This window comes from Paraburkholderia sp. FT54 (assembly GCF_031585635.1).
GTDB lineage: Bacteria > Pseudomonadota > Gammaproteobacteria > Burkholderiales > Burkholderiaceae > Paraburkholderia.
Genome location: NZ_CP134195.1, coordinates 3,953,955 through 3,976,957, shown reverse-complemented (window position 1 = coordinate 3,976,957; position 23,003 = coordinate 3,953,955). Strand labels below are relative to the sequence as shown.

14 protein-coding genes and 1 pseudogene are annotated in these 23,003 nt (G+C 60.8%); 9 read left to right on the top strand and 6 right to left on the bottom strand.

Annotation, left to right across the window (positions count from 1 at the left end; genetic code table 11):
• Positions 1-48 precede the first annotated feature (48 nt).
• From RI103_RS18245 to RI103_RS18235, 3 genes are all read right to left on the bottom strand, one after another.
• Complete coding sequence (locus RI103_RS18245) at positions 49-2,988, bottom strand: DNA methyltransferase (protein ID WP_310813303.1); 2,940 nt, start codon at positions 2,986-2,988, stop codon at positions 49-51.
• 465 nt (positions 2,989-3,453) lie between these two features.
• On the bottom strand, positions 3,454-4,584 hold the full coding sequence (locus RI103_RS18240) for a site-specific integrase (RefSeq protein ID WP_310815272.1): 1,131 nt from the start codon (positions 4,582-4,584) through the stop codon (positions 3,454-3,456).
• 367 nt (positions 4,585-4,951) lie between these two features.
• Complete coding sequence (locus RI103_RS18235; RefSeq protein ID WP_310815271.1) at positions 4,952-6,646, bottom strand: methyl-accepting chemotaxis protein; 1,695 nt, start codon at positions 6,644-6,646, stop codon at positions 4,952-4,954.
• 463 nt (positions 6,647-7,109) lie between these two features.
• On the opposite strand from RI103_RS18235, the gene RI103_RS18230 reads away from it, so the two are divergent.
• From RI103_RS18230 to RI103_RS18200, 7 genes and pseudogenes are all read left to right on the top strand, one after another.
• The gene (locus RI103_RS18230; RefSeq protein WP_310813302.1) at positions 7,110-7,682 is read left to right on the top strand and encodes a TetR/AcrR family transcriptional regulator; all 573 of its coding nucleotides are present in this window, start codon (positions 7,110-7,112) and stop codon (positions 7,680-7,682) included.
• A gap of 57 nt (positions 7,683-7,739) precedes the next feature.
• Positions 7,740-8,615, top strand: a complete 876-nt coding sequence (locus RI103_RS18225) for an SDR family NAD(P)-dependent oxidoreductase (RefSeq protein ID WP_310813301.1) — start codon at positions 7,740-7,742, stop codon at positions 8,613-8,615.
• A 130-nt stretch (positions 8,616-8,745) separates the two neighbouring features.
• A complete protein-coding gene (locus tag RI103_RS18220) occupies positions 8,746-9,447 on the top strand; it encodes an NAD(P)H-binding protein (protein ID WP_310813300.1) in 702 nt (233 codons plus the stop codon).
• Positions 9,448-9,615: 168 nt separating this feature from the next.
• Positions 9,616-11,148 (top strand): diguanylate cyclase, encoded by a 1,533-nt coding sequence (locus RI103_RS18215; RefSeq protein WP_310813299.1) that lies wholly within the window; start codon positions 9,616-9,618, stop codon positions 11,146-11,148.
• Positions 11,067-11,411, top strand: a complete 345-nt coding sequence (locus RI103_RS18210) for a DUF2239 family protein (protein ID WP_310813298.1) — start codon at positions 11,067-11,069, stop codon at positions 11,409-11,411. Before RI103_RS18215 ends, RI103_RS18210 begins: the two co-directional genes overlap by 82 nt.
• Positions 11,412-11,904: 493 nt before the next feature.
• Positions 11,905-13,475: pseudogene (locus RI103_RS18205) on the top strand (methyl-accepting chemotaxis protein).
• Between the two features lie 110 nt (positions 13,476-13,585).
• Positions 13,586-14,893 carry a solute carrier family 23 protein gene (locus tag RI103_RS18200; RefSeq protein ID WP_310813297.1) on the top strand — a complete coding sequence of 436 codons (1,308 nt, stop codon included), beginning with the start codon at positions 13,586-13,588 and terminating at the stop codon, positions 14,891-14,893.
• 126 nt (positions 14,894-15,019) lie between these two features.
• On the opposite strand, the gene RI103_RS18195 is transcribed toward RI103_RS18200, so the two are convergent.
• Both RI103_RS18195 and RI103_RS18190 read right to left on the bottom strand, forming a co-directional pair.
• Positions 15,020-16,675 (bottom strand): Na+/H+ antiporter, encoded by a 1,656-nt coding sequence (locus RI103_RS18195; RefSeq protein ID WP_310813296.1) that lies wholly within the window; start codon positions 16,673-16,675, stop codon positions 15,020-15,022.
• Between the two features lie 135 nt (positions 16,676-16,810).
• Positions 16,811-16,945 carry a hypothetical protein gene (locus tag RI103_RS18190; RefSeq protein ID WP_310813295.1) on the bottom strand — a complete coding sequence of 45 codons (135 nt, stop codon included), beginning with the start codon at positions 16,943-16,945 and terminating at the stop codon, positions 16,811-16,813.
• Positions 16,946-17,047: 102 nt separating this feature from the next.
• Here RI103_RS18190 and RI103_RS18185 point away from each other — a divergent pair, with 102 nt between their 5' ends.
• On the top strand, positions 17,048-18,325 hold the full coding sequence (locus RI103_RS18185) for an EAL domain-containing protein (RefSeq protein ID WP_310813294.1): 1,278 nt from the start codon (positions 17,048-17,050) through the stop codon (positions 18,323-18,325).
• A 133-nt stretch (positions 18,326-18,458) separates the two neighbouring features.
• A complete protein-coding gene (locus tag RI103_RS18180; protein WP_310813293.1) occupies positions 18,459-19,151 on the top strand; it encodes a copper homeostasis protein CutC in 693 nt (230 codons plus the stop codon).
• Between the two features lie 95 nt (positions 19,152-19,246).
• Here the strand turns inward: RI103_RS18180 and RI103_RS18175 are convergent, their stop codons facing one another.
• Positions 19,247-22,834 (bottom strand): indolepyruvate ferredoxin oxidoreductase family protein, encoded by a 3,588-nt coding sequence (locus RI103_RS18175; RefSeq protein WP_310813292.1) that lies wholly within the window; start codon positions 22,832-22,834, stop codon positions 19,247-19,249.
• Positions 22,835-23,003 lie beyond the last annotated feature (169 nt).

Sequence of the window (23,003 nt, the reverse complement as noted above, 5' to 3'; positions counted from 1 at the left end):
GCCTTGGCGACTCTCACGCTACATAGGATCTAAACGGCGAACTAGCAACTACATCACCGGGCGAATACAGTCATCGGTCACAAACTCACGACGGTCGATAACACTCGGAGGGAGGCCCGGACCTTGAATAGCTTTCTTGGCGGCCTCGTCACCAGCCAATTTATTATTCAAGGCTAACAGGAATTTAAGTGTGTCATCCCGCCCCGACATTCCATAAGCGTCTCGGACGGCCAGATCTAAAGCGGCTTGCTTCTTTTTCAAACTATTCTCTCCCGGGCCCTCAAGTCGTCTGTATAAATCGCGAAATGGTAATTGATGCTTTTCCCGAAGCATCGCTCGCTCTTCTCTGAACGCTACGGCGGCTCGTGCTACTTTTTTTGCCGCCGCCAAGGTCGGATGTTGTGGCCATGGAAACGAATCAAATACGGTGTTTGACGTGTATCGCGGATCTGACTTGAGCGTGGAACATCGCTCTACGAACCACGCCCAATGGATGTTGGATTGTAAAATTCCGAAGGTATAGTCATCGTCAAAAGGAAATACTGTTAGCGCCGCATTTGGATTGATCTTTGTACTTACAAAATCGAATATGGGTCGTTTAGTAACTTGGCCGCAGACGATATAGCGCTTCAAGGGTTTGAGCGATGCCATTAAGTCACCGCGGGGGTAGGACATTTGCCACCATTTTCTAAGGAAATTGGCATGATGGCGATTTACATTTGCACCTGGATTTTCGGCCAATATCTCATCGTTTCTCGTTTCTTCCTCTTTTGCTGCTTTCTTTCGCTGAGGAAGAACTACCTTTTTGACGGTCTCAAACAGGTCGGCGTACTTCTCCGCGTCAAGTAACTCCATCCCACTAAAATCAATTACGTAGCGAGATGGACTGCTTTCGACATTTCCAACCAGATCGTCGGTGATCAGAAAAGGCTTTAATACCGCTTTGTAGGCGGATTTATTTTTAATAATTGCGCGAGCTACATCTGCGTCCACTAAAAACCCTTCGTGTCCATGAGTTTGCCCTTGAAAGCAGTTTCCCGATCTCGCGTTCACGAGTAGTTTTTTTGCTTTCGTCACATCAAATGAAAATGATAATGCTGGACCAATGGTATCCAGGTCCTCGTAACGCCAACCCTCGTTTACGTTGTTTCCGTCCTGAATGTGAAGACGCTTTTTTCCCTTTTGAGCGCCTTTAATCCAGTTTGCGATAGATACGTGGACGACCGCCTCCCCAGGCCAAATCATACTGGACACAGCTTCGGTGATTACTCCGCCGTTTCCTACGACGTAATCTAAGCCACCTTCCCGTGAATAATTTTGTCTGATTGTGTTCGTCGCGACGAGTCCTGCGCGCTGACCCGGTTGCAGGTGATCGTGAGCTAGTCGCAACCAATAAACACAAAAATCTGCCCGACCGTCGATCTCTGGATGGCGCGTGCGCAATCGCTTGAGGTAGGCGGGCGTGAGTTCTCCTTGCGCTTTATTTTTGGCTTGATACGGCGGGTTCCCAACAATAGCGTCGACATGAGGCCAGTCAGTGAACAACGCATCGACGCAGCGAATGTTATCGTCCAAATTGTCCAACGGAAGCGCCTGATCCGCTTCAAATTCGATCTCGTGGGTGCCTTTGGCATATTTGTGCTCACCCTCCGAGAAGCTTTCGACAGCTGCATCCAGAGCGAGCTTCTTTGCGAGCATCAGCGTGACCTTGCCAAGCTCGACACCGAATGCATCGTTATCGAGTCCAAAGAACTGCTTCGGATTGATCGCGCATACCACCTTTGCTTGTTCCTCGAAAATGCGGCGACTGAACTCCGATTGGAGTCGCAGCATGATGCTTAAATCCAAGCGGGCAAGTTCACGAAATGCGACGTAAAGAAAATTCCCGCTACCGCACGCCGGGTCCAATACACGAAAAGTTGCCAATTCTTTTCGCAATTTCCGTAAATCGGTTGCCGTTGTCGCTGCTGCGATACGCTCTGCCCAAGGTTTCACAAGGGTTGGGCCGATGACGCGTTGAATATCGGCTTCGGAAGTAAAATGTCGACCATGTTGATGTCTGACATCGACATCCATACTCTGCTCGAAAAGCGTTCCAAAAATTGCAGGGTTTACGGTGGCCCAGTTTTCTGTCGACGCTCCTCCGTCCTCGCTCCTCCAGCCGATCAGCTCAAGTTCTGCCTTGGAAAGTTCAATCGGATCTACGTTCGCAAATAATCCGCCGTTGAAATAAGGCACGCCCTTGAAACGTCCGCCGGCAGCTGGCGCAGGGTTATTCATCTGCCTGAATAAACCGCCAAATAAGTCGTAAGAGCTTTGCTTTTTGTTAAGACAATCGTTTACGATTCCAGAAACGGTGGATGCTGGTAGCAGATCTATATCTTCTGCAAACATTGCGATCACTAGCTGTAGTACGAATCGTTGTGCTTTTAGTCGATCTATCGGATCGATTTTCCTTGAAATTAAAGATTTAAATAGAGCGGCCATTTGAACGGCCGCCCTTTTTGAGACTTCGGTTCGATCGTTGCCAAAAACAGGTTCCGGGTCATCAGGGAATAAAAAGTTTAATGCAGAATAACGCCGCGGTAGTTCTTCAAGTGTCAACGTATCGACAGGTTCATTCATCTGCCGATCAAAGTCGTAAACCTGAAATTCATCAAAATTGCATAAAATGACATAACGCGGTCGGGAGGGTACCGCATTAAGCCAATAATCGAATGCTTGACGATAGTGTTGATTTAGTTTTTCGCCACGCTTTTTCATTTCTATCAGCACACGTGGCTTCCACATCAGATCTGCGAAGCTTGTGCCTTTTGTAGAGGATTTCTTAATGCGAAATTCCAGCGATGCACCGGCTTCCTTATATCCTGCATGCCCGAATGCTTTAAACAAGCGATCACAAAAAACCTGTGCTTCCCCTTTCTCGTCACCGTCTAGTGAGGTGGCGTATTTAACAAAATTTTTTATCAGTTCGACGGTTTGTGACACGAAGGCCTCGTAGCGAATGAGCTAAAACAACAGCGACTCGGAATGTTACAACATTGAGCGATTTGCTATCTCAGTTTTTGCTTCGGTAATATTCGCGATCACCAAAATTAGTAATGCAGTTGGCACGACGGTCACACCACCTCACCACACAGTTGGACAGTCTCAGCAGCACGGCCGGTCGACCACTGATTGTCACAGTCCACACGGTCGCCAAAATTGATGTGCAGACGCTCAACGTAAGCTGGCAAGATAGTCTGGAGTTGGCGGACGCCGTCCAAGCACGAACACTGGGGACACGGAGACGCGTCGGCAGCCCAGGGACTCGATAGTCGAACTATGCGCGTTTATCAGCGGAGAGTATCGCGGCGTCTCCGCTAGGCATATGCCTTCGATGATGATCGTTTTGCCTACCTGCAGATTTGGGGGAGCGCCGGTTTTCGATCGGCCGAGGTTAGCTACCGTTTGTCATCCCAGTTTCTTTGCTAGATCCTCGGCTCGTGGATGATAGTAGCGCATCAACATGCGCGGGTCTTTGTGGCCGGTGATCTTTGTTAGCTCGTGCAGTGGAAAAAGCGACGCCATGCGTGACGTTGCTTCGTGCCTAAGGTCATGGAAGCGAAGGTTCGTTAGAAACTTCACGTCTGGGCGCCGGCCGGCCTCCTTGCTCTCCTCAAGGTACAGCTTGCGCGCGCGGACAACGGCCCGCTCGAAAGCCCTCGTTACGGCATCACGTCGAATACTGAACACGCGACCCTGATCGGCTTCGTATTCGCCAGCCTCCAAGTTCATAGTTTTGTCTCGGGAGTCTTTCACCTCATTGAGCGCAGCAACGGCACGTGAGGAGAGGGGGACGTCGCGTGCTGTTCCATTTTTTGTGGCGGGCAGGTGCGCGACGCGGCGTTTCAGATCCACGTGCTCCCAACGCAGCGATACAATTTCACCACGGCGCATGGCCGTTTCGACGGCAATACAGATGATGAAAGGTAGCAAGACCGACCCGCTGGCGGCAGCAACGCGCGCAAGTTCACCGTCTTCGGCTCCGCGTTCGGATTCAGGAAGGGAACTATCAGATGAAGTGATCGAAGGATCAGCCGATGCGAGGCGTCGCGTTCGTGCGTTGTTGGGTTGGGGCTTCCTTACCAGCTCGACTGGATTTGAGAGACTTTCCATGCCCCACTCTTTGCGGGCGATGTTGAACACATGAGATACGAGAGACAGGCGGCGCAAAACGGTCGCCGGTGCAAAGCTTTTCAGCCATTCATCGCGGAGTGCGGCCACGTCCGAGCTGCGGATTGAGGCGAGGGGGCGCTTCGCTAGGTCAACGGCCTTGCAAATCCGAATGATAGAGGCCTCTTGAGCAGCTCCCCTTTTAGCTCGAGAGATATCGTCCTCGTATCGGTTTAGCGCCTCGTACAGCGTTGTGGATTCGGCTTCGCTGCGGCTGACCCACACGCCCCGCGCCATTTCCGACTCGATCATATGGGCCCAAGCGTCCGCCTCAGCTTTTGTATCGAATGTTTTGCTTTGAGCCGGGTAGCCGCGTCGTCGGACCTGAGCTTCCCATTGGTAGGGGCCTCGCTTTCGAATGCTCGCCACTTTCTCGCCCATGTTTTAGTCGATGTGGCAGGATTGTGGCAAATAAGCATGAATATGGCTAGAAAGACCGACGTGTATGGCGACATTTTTGCATTCGCAATGCGAAGGTCGGGTGTTTGATCCTCCTCCTCCCACGAACATGTCTGAACTTGTACGAGAAAGTCCTAAAACCCGCATAGCCGCAAGGCTCGGCGGGTTTTTTATTTCTGGCGGCGTCTGACGGTATCCGTTGACAGCCGCCCCATCAATCGATTGCGCATATTGATCAAAATGCGATGGATAAGCGCCGTCCAAAGACAAAGAGCCAAGATGCGCATCCGAAGCGACCATGCTCTGCCAAACACGGCGCCCAACCAGAACAACACGCTCAGAACTTATCCCACCCATCATCCACACCGACCACAGTCACCGCCGTCGCCAACGCGGTAACCGGCGCGGCAGCCGCCGCAGACGTCTCCCTCACAGCCCGCCTGACAGGCGCAACAACCCGCTCGCGCCGCCCCGTCTCCTGACGCAAAGGCCCAGCAGAAACAAAACCCCCCGTCGCCCCACCATTCAAAATCTGAAAAAACGCCACAGCCTCATTCAACTGCTGCCCCTGATCCTCCATCGACCTTGAAGCCGCTGCCGCTTCTTCCACCAACGCAGCATTCTGTTGCGTGACATTGTCCATCTGCGTAATCGCAAGATTGACCTGCTCGATGCCACGGCTTTGTTCACTCGATGCCGCCGCGATCTCCGACATGATGTCCGTCACCCGCGCCACCGCCTGGGTGACTTCGGCCATCGTCTTGCCCGCTTCGCCGGCGAGCGCCGAGCCGTCACGGATCTTGTCCACCGAACTGGCAATCAGATCCTTGATCTCCTTGGCCGCACTCGATGAACGCTGCGCCAGGCTTCTGACTTCGCTCGCCACCACCGCGAAACCTCGGCCCTGCTCACCGGCGCGCGCGGCTTCGACGGCCGCGTTGAGCGCCAGAATGTTGGTCTGAAACGCAATGCCTTCGATGATGCCCGTAATGTCCGCGATCTTGGTCGAGCTATCGCTGATGTCGTGCATCGTATTCACCACCTGGCCGACCACCTCGCTGCCTTTCCGCGCGACCGACGAAGCATTCGCGGCCAGCATGCTGCCTTGCTGCGCGTTGTCGGCGTTCTGCTTCACCGTCGACGTGAGTTCTTCCATGCTCGACGCCGTTTCCTGCAGCGAGGCTGCCTGCTGTTCGGTGCGCTGGCTCAGGTCCATATTGCCCGCGGCGATCTCGCGCGCCGCGCCGGCGATGCTCGTGCTGCTGTCGCGCACGCGTCCGACGATCTTCGTCAGCCGTTCGTTCATCTCGCGCAGGGCGCCTAGCAGCTTGCTGGTTTCGTCGCTGCCGTCGACGCTGATGCGCGCGCGCAAATCACCTTTCGACACCGTGCGCGCGACGTCGATCGCCTGGCGCAGCGGTCCGGTCACCGCGCGCGTGATCAGCACGCAGGCGCCGATCGCGAGCGCCACCGCGACCAGGCTGATCGCGATCAGCAGATTGCGCTGGCTCTCATAGTGCGCTGCGTACTCGTTGATGATCTGTTCCTGGCGGCCATGCGTGTAGTCGGCATAGGCGTTGGTTGCGCGAATCAGCGCGGCGAGCAACGGTCGGCATTGATCGTCCATCTTGACGATCGCCTCGTCGCGTTTGTTGGTCAGCGCGAGATTGACGATGTCGGTGGCGACCGGTCCATACGAAGCCTCCACCCGATTGATTTCGGCGACGAGACTGCGCGCTTTCTCCGACGTGTCGGTAGCGCTCGCGATCATGTCGTTGAGCTTCTTCAGATCGGTTTGCACGTCTTCGTGCGCGCGCAGCACATCGGCTTTTTCTATCTCGAGATCCTGAGGTTTGGTCACGAGCACGAGGTTACGCGCGGCGATGGCTCGGCGGTCGACGGCGGTTCGCACCTGCACCGCCATGTCCGCGCGCGCGTTGATGCCGTGCACGAAGCCGGAAAAACCATCGGTCGAGTCGCTGAGCGCCTTCAGGGAAAGCCCGCAAACCGCGACGACGATAAGAGACAGCATGCCGAAACCAGCAATGAGTTTGGCTTTGATGGTGAGGTGCTTCAATGTCACGATTTTTTCCTCCAATAACGAAACGTGGATGCGTTCGCGATGGACTCTCAGGTCCGGGCATGGGAGCGTCTCTCTGGTCGCCGTACATTGCGGCGAGCTTGCGCGGTCTGTCCTTCGGTGTCTTACGTCGATGGATTAAGCGAAGGCACATCGGCGTCGGACACAAAATGGGTATCCCATTTACCGGATATCGGTTCGCGTGCTCGCCGACTGAAGGTAAATCGGATATGTCTCTATAAAGGTTGTGCGCGATGACCGAAGAAAGTGGAATTTCTTGCGGAATGAATATATTTAGGCGCGTGATGAAAACATTCCATTACGCGTGAGCCGAAAAAATCGCTTGAACGAGGCGATGTTCGCGTATATGATTGAGCAATCACTCATTTATTGCCAGTAGCAGAAACGAATCCGCATGGCTCGTCCCAAGAGCGAAGACAAACGTAACGCCATCCTTGCTGCTGCGACCGAGGTCATCGCCGAGCAGGGACTGGGCGCGCCCACCTCACGCATCGCCAAAGTGGCGGGTGTGGCGGAAGGCACGCTGTTCACGTACTTCGACAGCAAAGACGACTTACTGAACGTCCTGTACCTCGACATCAAGGCCGAACTGCGCCAGGTGATGATGACGACCTATCCGAAGCACGCCACCGTGCGCGAGCGGGCGCAGTACGTGTGGGACAAGTTTGTCGACTGGGGCGTCGCGCAACCGAACAAGCGTCGTGCCATGGCGCAACTGGCCGTGTCGGAGCGTTTGACTGACCATACGCGAGCGACGGGCATGCAGTCATTCGCAGACATCAACGACATGATTCAGGCCAGCGTGGCGAGCGGCGCGTTGCGAGACCATCCGCCGGCTTTTCTGTCGGCGATCATGGGCGCTTTGGCCGAGACGACCATGGATTTCATCGTTCGGGAACCGGCTCAGGCCGAGCGTTATCGCCAGGCAGGCTTCGACGCGTTCTGGAACGCGATCGCCCGGCACTGAGTTTTTTTGTCGCATTAATGAGTGATTACTTGCTCAACTAATTTCATGGAGTGCAATATGGCTAAGGTCTGGTTGGTTACCGGCAGCGCCCGCGGACTTGGGCGTGAGATTGTCGAAGCAGCTTTGCAGGCAGGCGAGCAGGTCGTCGCGACGGCGCGCGATCCGCGGCAGTTGGCGGATCTGTCGGCGCGTTATGGCGAGCGGGTTCGGGCGGTCGCGCTCGACGTGACCGATCCGCAGGCGGCGCGCCAAGCCGTGCAAGCCGCAGTCGATGCATTTGGCCGGCTGGACGTGGTGGTCAACAACGCGGGCTTCGGTCACCTGGTGCCGTTCGAGCAAAGCACCGAGGACGATTTCCGCGCGCAGATCGACACCAACTTCTACGGCGTCGTCAACGTGACGCGCGCCGCCTTGCCGGTGCTGCGACAGCAGCGCGCCGGGCACATCATCCAGATTTCCTCGGTGGGCGGACGCGTGGGCATCGCGGGTTTGAGCGCCTATCAGGCTGCCAAGTGGGCCGTGGGAGGTTTCACCGAAGTGATCCGCCAGGAACTCGCGCCGTTCGGCGTCCATGTCACCGCGCTCGAACCGGGCGGCATGAAAACGGAGTGGGGCAACGAGGCGGCCGGTGCGACGCCGGAATTGCTGCCGGATTATGTGCCATCGGTCGGCGCAGTAGTGGATATGCTGTCGCAGTACATCGGCCAGGAAGCCAGCGATCCGGCGAAGGTCGCGCAAGTGGTGCTCAAGCTGGCTTATCACGATGCTTTGCCAGCGCATCTCCTGTTGGGCACCGACGCATTGCACTACTGCGGAGAAGGCGAGAAGGCGCGCGCAGCCGAAGCAGAAGCGTGGCGTGCCGTCAGCGAGTCGACGGATTTCTCCGCGCCGTCGCCGCTACCGGTGTTTCCGGGCGCATCGACGACAGCGTGAGGGGCCAGCCTAGCCGGGCACTGGGCGGAGGCCGCCGATCGCAAGACAAGGCGGTCGCCGCCCGCTTGCGGGCGATTACCGAAGCACTCACCAACACGCGCTGGCCGCGCGCGACCATGGAGCATGCATCATGAAGGTCCTCATTTTTGGCGCGACCGGCATGGTCGGGCAAGGCGTGTTGCGCGAGTGTCTGCGCGCGCCCGATGTCGAGACAGTCCAGACGGTCGGGCGCAGCCGCACCGGTCAGCTCGATCCGCGGCTCATCGAAGTGATTCAGCCCGACCTGATGGACTATCGCGCGGTGGAAGCGTCGCTCGCGGGTTTCGACGCATGTTTCTTCTGCCTGGGCGTGTCGTCGGTGGGGATGCAGGAGGCGGAATATTCGCGCCTCACCTACGACCTCACATTGGCGGCGGCGGAGACGCTTGCCCGTCTCAATCCACAGATGACCTTCGTCTACGTGTCCGGCGCGAGCACCGACAGCACGGAGCAAGGCCGCAGCATGTGGGCGCGCGTCAAGGGCAGGACCGAGAACGCGTTGCAGCGGTTGCCGTTCAAGGGCGTCTACCTGTTCCGTCCGGGCGTGATTCAACCGCTGAACGGCGCGCGCTCCAAGACCCGCTCGTACCAGCTGTTCTACACGCTGGCCCGGCCTTTCCTGTCGACGCTGCGTGCGCTTTTCCCCAACCAGATTCTGAGCACCGAAGACATCGGTCTGGCGATGCTGGCGGTGGCCCGCCATGGCGCCGACAAGGCGGTGCTGGAGACCGCCGACATCCGCGCGTTGAGCCGGTCAGCAGCCGGCTCCGCGCTCGATCTGCACGCCGGCTGAACGCGGGGCGAGCATTGTAAAGCTTGCGAAAGCCGGCAGAAACCCGTCTTTTCGACGATTCGGCGCGTTGCATCGTCTGGTACCCTACCAGTTCACGGTGCGCGCCGGTCCGGACGCGGCCCCTCTTCTTCACGCGCGCAGGCCGGCGCATGTTTGAACGAAAAGCCCATGGTGACGCGCCGACCGAACCTCGTGATTGCGATCAGTATCGTGCTGGCCAGTGCGATCCTTGCGATCGCCGTGTGGGTGCTGGCGCAGATGCGCGACGACGCATTGCGGCGCGCCCAGGATTCGGTCTTCAACGTGTCGCTGCTGGTCGAGCGCGACGTGTCGCGCAATCTGGAGATTTACGATCTCTCGCTGCGCGCGGTGATCGACGGCCTGAAACAGCCCGGCGTGCTGGAGCTGGATCCGGCCATCCGCCAGATGGTGTTGTTCGACGGCTCGGCGAGCGCCAAAGACATGGGTTCGATCCTCGTGACCGACGAAGCCGGCAACGTCAGGTTCGACTCGCAAGCCACCCCGCCGCGCCACGTCAATCTCGCCGACCGCGATTACTTCAAGGTGCAGCGGGACTCTCCCAACGTCGGCCTGTACATCAGCCATCCGTTCATGCCGAAAATCAGCGGCAAGGAAGTCAGCATCGCGCTGAGCCGGCGTCTCACGCGGCCGGACGGCAGTTTCGGCGGCGTGGTGGCCGGCACCATGCGCCTCACCTATTTCCGCAGCCTGTTCGCGGGCATGCACCTGGGAGCCGGCGGCTCGATGGCGCTCATGCTGAACGACGGCACAATGCTGATGCGGCGTCCTTACGATCCGAAGATCATCGGCATCAACCTGACCGGCACCGCCAATTACTCGCGCTTCACCCAGCAGCCGAGCGGGGATTTCTTCGGGACGGCGGCAATCGACGGCGTCGAGCGCTGGTACGCGTTCCGTCATATCGACATGTATCCGCTGATCCTCGACGTTGCGCTGTCCACGCGCGATATCTACGTGGAATGGCGGCATCGCGCGTGGATCATCGGCTCGCTGATCGCCGCGCTCGACTTGACGATCATTGCGCTGGCGGTCCTGTTCTCGTACCAGTTGCGGCATCGCCGGGCGGCCGAGGAAGAGTTGCGCGTGCTGGCGCGCACCGACGGGCTGACCGGCCTGAGCAATCGCCGCACCTTCGAGGAGCAGGCGGAGGAAGAGTGGCGCCGCGCGCAGCGCAACGCGTGGCCGCTGTCGATGCTGCTGATCGACGTCGACAGTTTCAAGGGTTTCAATGACCTGTACGGCCATTCCGCCGGCGACGACGCGCTCACCGCCGTGGCCCGCTGCATCTCGCAGAGTGTGCGGCGTCCGGGCGACACGGCGGCGCGCTACGGCGGCGAAGAGTTCGCTGTGCTGCTGCCGGATACCGATGAAACAGGCGCAAGCTTTATCGCCGAAAAGATTCGCGCTGCGGTTCAGGCGCTCCAGCTTCGCCACGTGGCGAGTTCGCATCATGTGCTGACGGTGAGTATCGGTATCGCCGGTACGCGCGGTCAGGCATTCGCAGCGAGTCGCGCGCTCCTGAATGCTGCCGACGACGCGCTCTACGAAGCCAAAGATACGGGCCGCAATCGCGTGCTGTGCTATCGGACCGTGACGGGCGCGGCGCCCGGTCGGGCCGCCACGGTGGCGCCGGGCACCGAAGCGCGGAACTCAGTCTGAGGTACGCGACAGCGAACAGGCGCCGGTCCTGGTCTTCGACGACGTCACCGGTAGGCCGGTCGGGCGGCGCTTCGGTTGCACTGCGCAAACTGGTCGATGCGGCGCGCGCTGCCGGCGAGGACAAGAATCGCGAACTTGCTGCGCAGGAAGCCGTGTACCGCTTCATGACCGCGCTGGCGGGCAATTTGCCGCGCTATGAATATGCCACTTGCGCACTATATGCCGACGATCCCGCGCTTTTCGAAGAGACCGTCGCGGCATAGCCCGAGGACGTGCGCGACTACACCTTGCGACTCGCAACCGCCGCTTTCGCGACGCAGGCGTAAAGGCAGGTAAAGGCAAGCGCCTCACAGCGTCTTCGCAGGTGCATGCAACGGATCGCACAAACGAAAAAAACCGCTCACACCGGGGAAGCGTGAGCGGAAAGTCGGAGAGTTACAACAACATCGCTTGCGCTTACTCATGGGGGTCAACGCAGCAGAACAAGTCTAAGAGTTTGCGGCAGTCCCATATATCAGACGAATCCCAAACGTCTCGCCGATACGCCGCCGGCACGGCGTTCCGCAATCAAGCCTCGCGCGCTAAGCATTGCTTACAACATCCTCTCCCGGTTATTCCTGATATTTCGCGCATCAAGTCTCCGCGGTGGCCGCCGTAAATGAAGTGGGAGCGCCGCTACGTATCCGATAGATCGCGAATGTTTCGCGATGGCGTGGCTGTGCGGGCGTCCCGTCGTGACGCGTGAAGGATGGTGAAATGAAGTGGTTCGACCGCATGCCTGTGTTCAGGAAACTGCTGCTGGCGTTTGCTGTGGTGATTGGTTTTTGCGTCGTGATCGGCGCGACTTCGCTGAATACGCTGTCGTCGATGCACGGCATCACCAATGCCATCTGCGATAAACACATGAACGGCCTCTACTGGATGGAGGAGGCGAATCGCCACAAGATCGATTCCGATCTGGCCGCCGCGAATCTCGGCTACGCCGCCGACGACGCCGGCCGTCAAAAGTTGAAGGACAGTATTGTCGGCTCGCTCAAGGACATGCACGGCGCCTACGACCAGTATCGCGCGACGATCGAGACGGGCAACGGCCAGGAGATATTTGACGACGTGCTGCGCAAGTCGGCAGCGTGGGAAGGCATTGTGCATCAGCAGATCGGTCTCGAACCGATTCCGGCCGGCGTCGACAACAACGAACTCGTGCGCCGCGCAATTGCGTCGAGCGAGGCGTTGCGCGATCGCACCACGGCGCTGATCGACTATCGTCGCCAGCAAGCCAACGCCGCGCAGCAAGAGGCGTCCACCAGTTATCAACACATGCGTATCGTCATGAGCGCGCTGGTGGTGGGCGCGATCGTCGCGGGCATGCTGCTCGCCACGGTGATCGCGCGCCGTCTGTCGGGGCAACTCGGCGGCGAACCGGATTACGCGATGCAGATCGCCAACCGCATCGCGGACGGCGACCTCAGCGTGCGCGTCGACACGCGTGCGGGCGATACTCACAGCTTGCTGTTCGCGTTGCGCAATATGCGTGAGCGGCTGGCCGGCATCGTGTCGGGCATCAGCGAGTCGAGCGAATCGATCCTGATGGCGTCGGGCGAAATCGCGCAAGGCAATACCGATCTGTCGCAGCGCACCGAAGAACAGGCCGCCGCGCTGCAGGAGACCGCGTCGAGCATGCAGGAGCTGACGTCGACAGTAAAGATGAACGCCGAGAACGCACAGCAGGCGGGCGGCGTGGCCCACGGCGCGTCGCAAGTCGCGGCGCGCGGCAGCCATCTGGTCGGCGACGTGGTCGAAACGATGCGTGAACTGGCGGCCGGCTCGAAGCGTATGACGGACATCATCGCGGTGATCGAAGGGATCGCGTTCCAGACCAACATCCTCGCGCTGAACGCGGCGGTGGAAGCGGCGCGTGCCGGCGAACAGGGCCGCGGTTTCGCGGTGGTGGCGGGCGAAGTGCGCTCGCTCGCGCAGCGCAGCGCAGCGCGGTGTCGGCGAAGGAGATCAAGGAGCTGATCGAAAGCTCGACCGCGCGCGTGGGCAGCGGCGCGGAACTCGCCGAGCGTGCCGGGCAGACGATGGCCGAAGTCACCCACGCGGTCAAACGCGTGACCGACATCATGGGCGAGATTTCGTCGGCGTCGCAGGAGCAGAGCACCGGCATCGAAGAAGTCAATCGCGCGGTCGGGCAGATGGACGACGTGACCCAGCAGAACGCCGCGCTGGTGGAGCAGGCGGCTGCCGCGGCGGCGTCGATGGCGGATCAGGCGAGGCAGTTGCAGACGGCTGTCGGGGTGTTTTCGCTGGAAGCGCGGCACGGCTGAACTTGCCAGGCCCCATAGCACTCCGTACACTCGCGCCTAATTCCCGGGCGGCGCCTTGTGCCGGCGCCGCGCCCACCATAAATAGCGCCGAACAGAGGAGAACCCCCGCCATGGCCGATTCCTACTTCCCACGCTGGCGTGCCCAGTCCACGGCTGCCGAAGGCCGCGTCGTCGGCACCGACGAGCGGCTCGCGTGGCCGCAGATGTTCGCGATGGGCGTGCAACACGTCGTCGCGATGTTCGGCTCGACGGTGCTCGCGCCGTTGCTGATGGGCTTCGATCCGAACCTGTGCATCTTCATGTCGGGCATCGGCACGCTGTTGTTCTTCGTGCTGGTGGGCGGCCGCGTGCCGAGCTATCTCGGCTCCAGCTTCGCGTTCATCGGTCTCGTGATCGCGGTGACGGGTTACGGCGGCCACGGTCCGAACCTGAACATTCCGGTGGCGCTGGGCGGGATCATCGCGTGCGGCGTGGTGTACGCCCTCGTCGGGCTGATCGTGTCGGCGGTCGGCACCAAATGGATCGAGACGCTGATGCCGCCCGTAGTGACGGGCGCGATCGTCTGCGTGATCGGATTGAATCTGGCGCCGATCGCGGTGCATGGCGTGAGCGGCAGCAACTTCGATTCGTGGATGGCGCTGGTCACCGTGCTATGCGTGGGCGCGGTCGCGGTGTTCGCGCGCGGCATGCTGCAGCGTCTGCTGATTCTGGTCGGCCTGCTGATGGCGTATGTGATTTACGCGATCGTCACGAACGGTCTCGGCATGGGCAAGCCGATCGATTTCGCCGTAGTCGCGAACGCCGCGTGGTTCGGTATGCCGCACTTCACGGCGCCGGTGTTCAACATGCAGGCCATGACCCTGCTCGCGCCGATCGCGGTGATTCTGGTGGCTGAGAACCTCGGGCATATCAAGGCGGTGAGCGCGATGACGGGCCAGAATCTGGACCGCTACGTCGGCCGTGCGTTTCTCGGCGACGGACTCGCGACGATCGTGTCCGGCTTCGCCGGCGGCACCGGTGTCACGACGTATGCCGAGAACATTGGCGTGATGGCCGTCACCAAGATTTATTCGACGCTGGTCTTCGTCATCGCCGCGCTGATCGCGCTGGTGCTGGGTTTTTCACCGAAGTTCGGCGCGGTGATCCAGACCATTCCGGGACCGGTGCTGGGCGGCGTGTCGATCGTCGTGTTCGGGCTGATCGCCGTGACCGGCGCGCGCATCTGGGTCGTCAACAAGGTGGACTTCTCGGACAACCGGAATCTGATCGTGGCCGCGGTCACGCTCGTGCTCGGCGCCGGTGATTTCTCGTTGAAGCTCGGCGGCTTCGGTCTGGGTGGTATCGGCACCGCGACGTTCGGCGCAATCATTCTCTACGCTCTTCTGAGAAGAAAGCCGGCGCAAGGTCCGGTGGCGTGATTTTTGTCTCGTGCTGAACGGCGAGTCGCCGCAGGTTCTCCGGCGGCACAGGCTTTTTTTTCGCGCGTGGTTTCGATCGAAGAAAGAGCCCTCGCCGCCTTCGCAACTACGCAGCGCGTGCGCGCGTTATTTCCTTCGCGCCGTCAGCGCAGTCTCCGACAAATCCACTTCGCGCATCAGCTTGTTCAACGTCTCGTCGTTGATCGCCTGAGTGCTGCGCAGCGCCAGCAGCGTCTTGCGCTCGGCTCTCATGGCCGCGAGCTTCATCCTGAACTCCAGCGCATCGGCGCGGCGCGCCAACTCACGCGGCTCCTGTTCTTCATCGAGCGTGGCGAGGCGGCGTCGATAGAGATCCATCACCCGCGCGGTGACATCCGCCGCATATGCTGAGGCTGACTCTTCCAGATTCGCGCACTCGGTGTCGTGCAAGTCGTCGATAGCGCGAATCGCGGCTTGCGCGGCCATCGTCCGAGCGAGCGCCTCTTCGGCGGCATGCGGATCCTTGCCACGGCGCCAGCCGCTCAGTAGCAGCGGCAGCGCCACCACCGCCACCAGCAGCGAAAGCAGAATCACGCCGGATGCGATGAAAATCGCCAGATCGCGGCCCGGCAACGGGACGCCGCTGGGCAACACCTCCGGCAACGAAAGCACGCCTGCGAGCGTCACGGCACCGCGCACGCCGGCCACCGTCGTCACCGCGACCGTGCGCAAGCCCGGCACCGCATTCGCCACGCCTTGCTTCGTGGCGCTGCGGCTCGCGAACCAGCGCAGCAGCCACACCCACACGAAGCGCATCGCATAGAGGGCCGTCGCTACTGCGGCGATGTAGCCGATCAGCCGCCAGACCTGCGCATCACTGGTCTCGTGCGCGTCGAGCAATGCCCGGCCGAGAATGTGCGGAAACTGCAACCCCAGCAGAATGAACACCATACCGTTGAAGACGAACTCGATCATCGTCCACGTACTGCTGGCGCGCACTCGCGATGACGCTGGCCCCGCAGTCACTATGGGCGCGTAATTCATCATCATGCCGGCGGCGACCGCGGCCAGAATGCCCGACAACTCGAAGTGCTCGGCGACCAGATAAGCGGCGAATGGAATCAGCAGAGTCATCACGACGCCAGGCGCCGGGTCGCCTTCTTCGGTGAGGTTCAGAAAATGCGCCGACACAAAGCCGAACAGCCAGCTCACCGCCGCGCCCGTCGCGAGGCCGCCCACCGCGATGATCACGAAACTGATCGACGCGTCGCGCAGTGAAAACACACCGGTCAGCGCCGCGGCAATCGCGAACTTCAATGCAACCAGCCCCGACGCGTCGTTCATCAACGCCTCGCCTTCGAGGATATGCATGAGCCGCCCCGGAATCTTGCCCTTGCCGGCGATGCCGGACAGCGCCACCGCATCCGTCGGCGACAACACTGCGGCCAGCGCGAACGCAACCGGCAGCGAGATCGACGGCACCAGCGCATGCACGAAGTAGCCGACCGCGAGCACGGTCATGAAGACGAGGCCGAGCGCGAGCATCAGGATCGCCCGGCGCGCCATGAAGAACTCGCGTTTGGGAATGCGCCAGCCGTCCGCGAACAGCAGCGGCGGAATGAACAGCATCATGAAAATGTCCGGATCGAAGGTGACGTGCAGCCCGAGCCTCGGCCACGCGAGCAACGCGCCGATCACGATCTGCACGAGCGGCAGCGGCAAGGCGATCGGCAGGATGCGGATGACGACGCCCGACGCGGCGACGGCCAGCAAAAGAATCAATACGGTAAAGACAATGTCCATCGGTCTATTTCTGGGGATATAACGGTGTTGCTTCGGTGATCTTCGACGATGCGGCCACGCGATGCTGACGAAGCGTAAGGCCGAAGTTTAGCCCGATGACGCGTTACGCCCCGCCGAGGTCAGCATTCAGCGCTATCAGCCGCCGCGGGAGATTTTGACGAAGCGACGCACCTTAACGGTGCGCGCCACGCCCACGCGCGGCGCATGCTCCCTTACACGGGTGCAATCTTTTCGGACAAATTTCATTGAAATGTGCGTCAGCGTGCGCATGGAGCTTGCTTAAGGTATATCGATGACGCACATTTGAGAGACGGCGCCGAGGTTGTTCGCTTCCGCGTTCGGACCGGCCCGGCTTTCGCGTGAGAGGACTGCATGACGATTGCGCAACAGGAAAGGACGGCCAGCGCGCCACATGGCTTCGATGTCGAGATGACGTCGGGGCTCGAACGTTTCACGGTGCAGCATGGCGAACTCACGCTAAGCAGCGTGTTTCAACCGATTTTCAGCCTGTCGCATATGCGGGCGGTAGGTTATGAAGGGCTGCTGCGCGCGCACGACGGGCTCGACCGGCCAGTATCGCCGCTCGACGTATTCGGTGAGGCCGCGCGCCTCGGTGACGTGCTGCAGGTCGACCGGCTGGCCCAGACACTGCACCTGGAGAATTTCAAGGTGCTCGGCGCGGAGCGCGAATGGCTGTTCCTGAACGTGCATCCCGGCGCGCTCACCGATCCGTATCTCGCCGCCGCCTTGCTGGCCACACTGAAGCGGCTCGATCTGCCGCCGCGGCGCATCGTGCTCGAAGTGCTCGAGCATCGCGCCGAAGACCTGGAACGTCTCGCCGATGCCGTGCGCCAGTTCCGCGAACGCGGCTTCCTGATCGCACTCGACGATTTCGGCGCGGGGCACTCGAACGTCGAACGGATCTGGCAATTGAATCCCGACATCGTCAAGCTCGACCGCATCATGCTGTCGCACGCCGCCCATCGCGCCGACATGGCGACGATTCTGCCGGGCCTCGTGGCGCTGCTGCATGAAGCGGGCAAGCTGGTGCTGGTCGAAGGCGTGGAAACCGAGCACGAGGCGCAGATGGCGCTCGCCTGCAACGCGGACTTCGTGCAGGGCTTTTTCTTCGGCCGTCCGAACCCGGGCGCGGCCGACGCGCTGCACGCGACCACATGCATCAGCGAGCTTACCGAGCGCTATCGCGATCAGGCCGACGCGCGCGAGCGCCGCAATGCAAGCCGCCTCGCGCCGTACCTGCGCGCTTTCGAGCGGACGGCGGAACGGCTCGCGGCCGGCGAACCGCTGGAGGAAGTGTGCTGGAATTTTCTCGCGCTCGACCATGCCGCGCGCTGTTTCCTGCTCGACGCGAAGGGCAAGCAGGCAGGCCGCAACGTCGTGCTGCGCGCCGATCGCGCGGCGCATGAAACGCGCTTTCTGCCGCTCGCCGATGCGCAAGGCGCGAACTGGCTGCGTCGTCCGTATTTCCGCGATGCGATCAATGCGCCGGAGCGCGTGCATGTGACGCGCCCGTATCTGTCGATCAACGAGGCGTTGCCGTGCGTGACGCTTTCGGTGGCGACGCGCGTCGGCGAGCAGACCTGCGTGCTGTGCGGCGATATCGACTGGGTGGACGAAGAGCGTTATTGAGTGCTCCCTACCTGTCGCTGCGCGCCAGTTTCCCCGATGGGATTTCCTTCGGGCGGAATACCTGGGCGGCCCGGTGCATTCTTGAGAGATCATGTCGTTTTCAACGAGTTTTCAACGACACTCAGCCGCGCTTATGTCCGTCCTTCTCGAAGTCATTGCCATAACCGTTGCCGACGCGCGCCTGGCCGCGCAAGCCGGCGCTGACCGTCTCGAACTTGTCACCGCGATGGGCGAGGGCGGCCTGACGCCGAGCCTCGGCCTGATCGAAGCGGTGGTGGCGGCGGTCGAGATTCCCGTGAACGTGATCGTGCGCCCGCATAGCCGTTCGTTCGTGTATGACGCCGACGACTATGCGGTGATGCTGCGCGACGTGCGGGCGGTCAAGGCGGCGGGCGCGAATGGTGTCGTGATCGGAATGCTGAACGCCGCGGGCGAGATCGATCGCGAAGGTCTCGCGCGAGCGATCGATGCGGCGGATGGACTGGCTGTCACCTTCCATCGTGCGTTTGATGAAGCGCGAGATTTGCGCCGGTCATTGGACGTGCTGCTCGGTTTCGAGGCGGTGACGAATGTGTTGACTTCGGGCGGGCAGCCTTCGGTACTAAACGCGGAAACGACGATCCGCGAACTGGTGCGGCAAGCGGACGGTTCCCGCTGTACGGTGCTTGCCGGCGCGGGTTTGACGGTCGATGCCATCGCTGGTTTTGTGAGCAGGACACAAGTTGAAGCGGTGCATTTTGGTTCGGGCGTTCGCGTGGACAGCAACAGTCTCGCGCCGGTCGATCCGCAAAAGGTTGCGAAGGTCAGCGCACTGCTGAACCCATGACCAGATAATCGTACCGACGAAGCAAAGAAAAATGCCGCTTCGAGATTGCTCTCGAAGCGGCATTCTTTTATCTGCGTTTACGGTGCCAGGAAAAACTACTTCGCCACGACCACCGGAATCCCGCGCAACTGTCCCGCGCCCTTCACCTCTTCCAGCGATTTGCGCACCGACTCACCCGTCGCCGCTTCGATCTGCAAACGTGCTGCCAGGTCGCGCTCACCACGCTTCACGCCCGCCAGATTCGCGAGTTTCACGTGACCATAACCGCGCACACGAGCGTGCAGGTCGGCGAGCTTCGCCACGTCTTCCAGATTGCCGGCATCGAGCTTCGCGAGCGCACGTTGCAACGTGGTTTCGTAATCGCCTGCGAGTTCGCGTTCCATCTTGCGTTCGAGCGTGCGGCCGAACGGGTCGAGCATCGTGCCGCGCAGACTGCTGAATTTCGCCAGCGTGCCGAGCACCGGCCACATCCATTGACCGAAGGTTTTCTTGGTCGGATTTTTGCCGGGTTGTGGACGCGTGAGCGTCGGCGGCGCGAGATTGAACTTGATGCCGAAGTCCTTGCCGGCCACGCCTTCGAATTGCGCTTCCAGTGCTTCGCGGAATGCGGCATCCGTATGCAGACGCGCGACTTCGTATTCGTCCTTCACCGCGAGCAACCGATAGAACGTGGTCGCCACTGCGCGCGTTACGCGCTCGCTCTTCGCGTCCACCGCGGTTTCCGCGCGGCGTGCCGCATCGACCAGCGCGCGATAACGCTTCACATAGCTCGCGCCCCCGTAGGTCTGCAGACGTCCTTCGCGATAGGCGATCAGTTCGTCGAGCGTATCGACGCGCACGCTTTGCTTCGCCAGATGCCGCGCTTGCCACAACGCTTCGAGTGCGGCCGGATCTTCGGCGGCGAGGCGGCCGATCGAAAACGCCAGCTGATTCATCTGCACCGCGACGTTGTTCAATTCGATCGCGCGCATCATCGCGCCGAACGAGACGGGCACGAGACCGAGTTGCCAGGCATAACCGAGCATCAGAATGTTCGCGCCGATGGTGTCGCCGAGAAACCGCGTGGCGAGTGCCTGGGCGTCGCACGTCGACATGCGCTCCGGGCCTGCCGCGTGACGCATCTTGTCGATCAATGCGTCGGCGTGCAGCGTCGCGTCCGGATTGGATACGAACGTTGCGTTCGGAATCGCGTGCGTGTTCACGACGATGCGCGTGCGGCCATGACGCACCGTTTGCAGCGCGTCGGCACTCGCGCCGACCACCATATCGCAGGCGAGCAGCACGTCGGCTTGTTGCGTGTCGATGCGGACCTGATTGAGCCACTCGTCGCGCGCGGCGAAGCGCACGAACGACAGCACCGAGCCGCCCTTTTGCGCGAAGCCCATGAAGTCGAGCACCGACGCGCTCTTGCCTTCCAGATGCGCCGCCATGCTGATCAACGCGCCGACCGTCACGACGCCGGTGCCGCCTACGCCCGTCACCAGGATGTCGTACGGCGCGGCGTCGAGATGCGTGGCGGGAATCGGCAACGCGTCCACGCGCGTGGCCAGCGCTTGCGGATCGAAGGCGGCGCCCGCGGCCTTCTTCAGCTTGCCGCCTTCCACCGTGACGAAGCTCGGGCAGAAGCCATTCACGCACGAGTAGTCTTTGTTGCACGACGATTGATCGATACGGCGTTTGCGGCCCAACGCCGTTTCAACCGGTTCCACCGACAGGCAATTCGACTGCACACCACAATCGCCACAACCTTCGCACACTTCCTCGTTGATAAAAAGACGCTTGTCCGGATCGGGGAATTCGCCTTTTTTCCGGCGCCGGCGTTTTTCCGCCGCACAAGTCTGGTCGTAGATCAGCACGGTGACGCCGTCGGTGTCGCGCAATTGGCGCTGTACGGTGTCCATCTCGCTGCGATGGTGAAAGGTGGTGCCCTTCGGGAACTGGTCGTGATGGCCGTCGTATTTCTCCGGCTCGTCGCTGACCACGACGAAGCGCGACACGCCTTCGGCTTCCACCTGACGCGCGATCTGCGGCACCGAGATGCTGCCGTCCACCGGCTGGCCGCCCGTCATCGCGACGGCGTCGTTATAGAGAATCTTGTACGTGATGGTGGCCTTCGCGGCCACGGCCTGGCGGATCGCCAGAATGCCGGAGTGAAAGTAGGTGCCGTCGCCGAGATTCTGGAACACGTGACGCGTTTTCGTGAACATCGAATGCGACGCCCAGTCCACGCCTTCACCACCCATCTGGATGAGACCGGTCGTGTCGCGCTCCATCCACGACGCCATGAAGTGACAGCCGATGCCCGCATGCGCGATCGATCCTTCCGGCACTTTGGTCGACGTGTTGTGCGGACAACCCGAGCAGAAGTACGGCGTGCGCTTCACGCTGTCCGCGGCGTTCGAGAGAATTTGCGGCGCGACCAGATCGACCACGCGTTCGCGGCGATCGAGCGCGGGCTTGTGCTTCGCGAGCCAGTTGGCGAACACCGGCAGAATGCGCGACGGCCGCAATTCACCGAGCGACGACAGCAGCAGCGTGCCGTCTTCGGCATGCTTGCCGACCACGATCGGCCGCGTGCCTTGCGTGCGGTTGTAAAGATAATCTTTGATCTGCTGTTCGATGACCGGGCCTTTCTCCTCGATCACCAGCACTTCGGACAAGCCGGAGACGAACGCGTCGATCCGCGTCATCTCCAGCGGAAACGACAGGCCGACCTTGTAGATGCGCACGCCGGCCGCTTCCAGATCGGCGACCGTCAGATCGAGGCGGCGCAGCGTTTCCATCAGGTCCAGATGCGCCTTGCCGCAGGTCACGATCCCCACGTTCGCATGCGGGCTCGGCGCGATCCATTTGTCGATGCTGTTCGCGCGCGCGAAGTGGCGCACCGCGTCGAGTTTCGCGTGCAGCCGCGATTCGATCGTCAGGCTCGGCAGATCGGGCCAGCGATTGTGCAGGCCGCCCGCCGGCGCTTCGAAAGCCTGCGGCATGGTCCAGTCGGTGCGCACGGCGTCGAGGTCGACCGTCGAGCCGGATTCGACCGTTTCGGAGATCGCCTTGTAGCCGACCCACGCGCCCGAGAAGCGCGACAACTCCCAGCCGTACAAGCCGAACTCGAGCATGTCGGCGATGTTCGACGGATTCACGACCGGCATGTGCCACGCCATCATCGCGAAGTCGCTCTGATGCGGCATCGACGACGACACGCAGCCATGGTCGTCACCGGCCACCACCAGCACGCCGCCGTGAGGCGACGAACCGTAGGCGTTGCCGTGCTTCAGCGCGTCGCCGGCGCGGTCCACGCCCGGACCTTTGCCGTACCACATCGCGAACACGCCTTCGACGGTGCGCTCCGGGTCCGATTCCACCCGCTGCGTGCCGAGCACCGCAGTGCCGCCGAGTTCTTCGTTGATAGCGGGCAAGAAGCGAATATCACTCGCCGTGAGCAATTTTTGCGCTTTCCACAACTGCTGATCGACCATGCCGAGCGGCGAGCCGCGATAGCCGCTGATGAAACCGGCGGTGTTCATGCCGCGCGCCTTGTCGGCGGCGCGCTGCATGAGCACGAGACGCACCAGCGCCTGCGTGCCGGTCAGGAAGATCCGGCCGCGCGTCGCGGTGAGGTTGTCGGAAAGCTTGTAATCGGCCAGTGCGGGCGTGCCGTCGATGGGCAGGCGAGCGGTCATGGGTGAGTCTCCGTTGTCGATCGGAGTGGGCGCATTAGCGCTTACTCCGATCCCATGCAACATAGTTGCGGTTTTGCATCGACGCGCAGTGGTGGGGACCACGAAGGTGGCGCAGCGAAAGAGACTCTATTTTTTAGCGCCAATTGGAGTGAATTTTTTTTACTTTGAC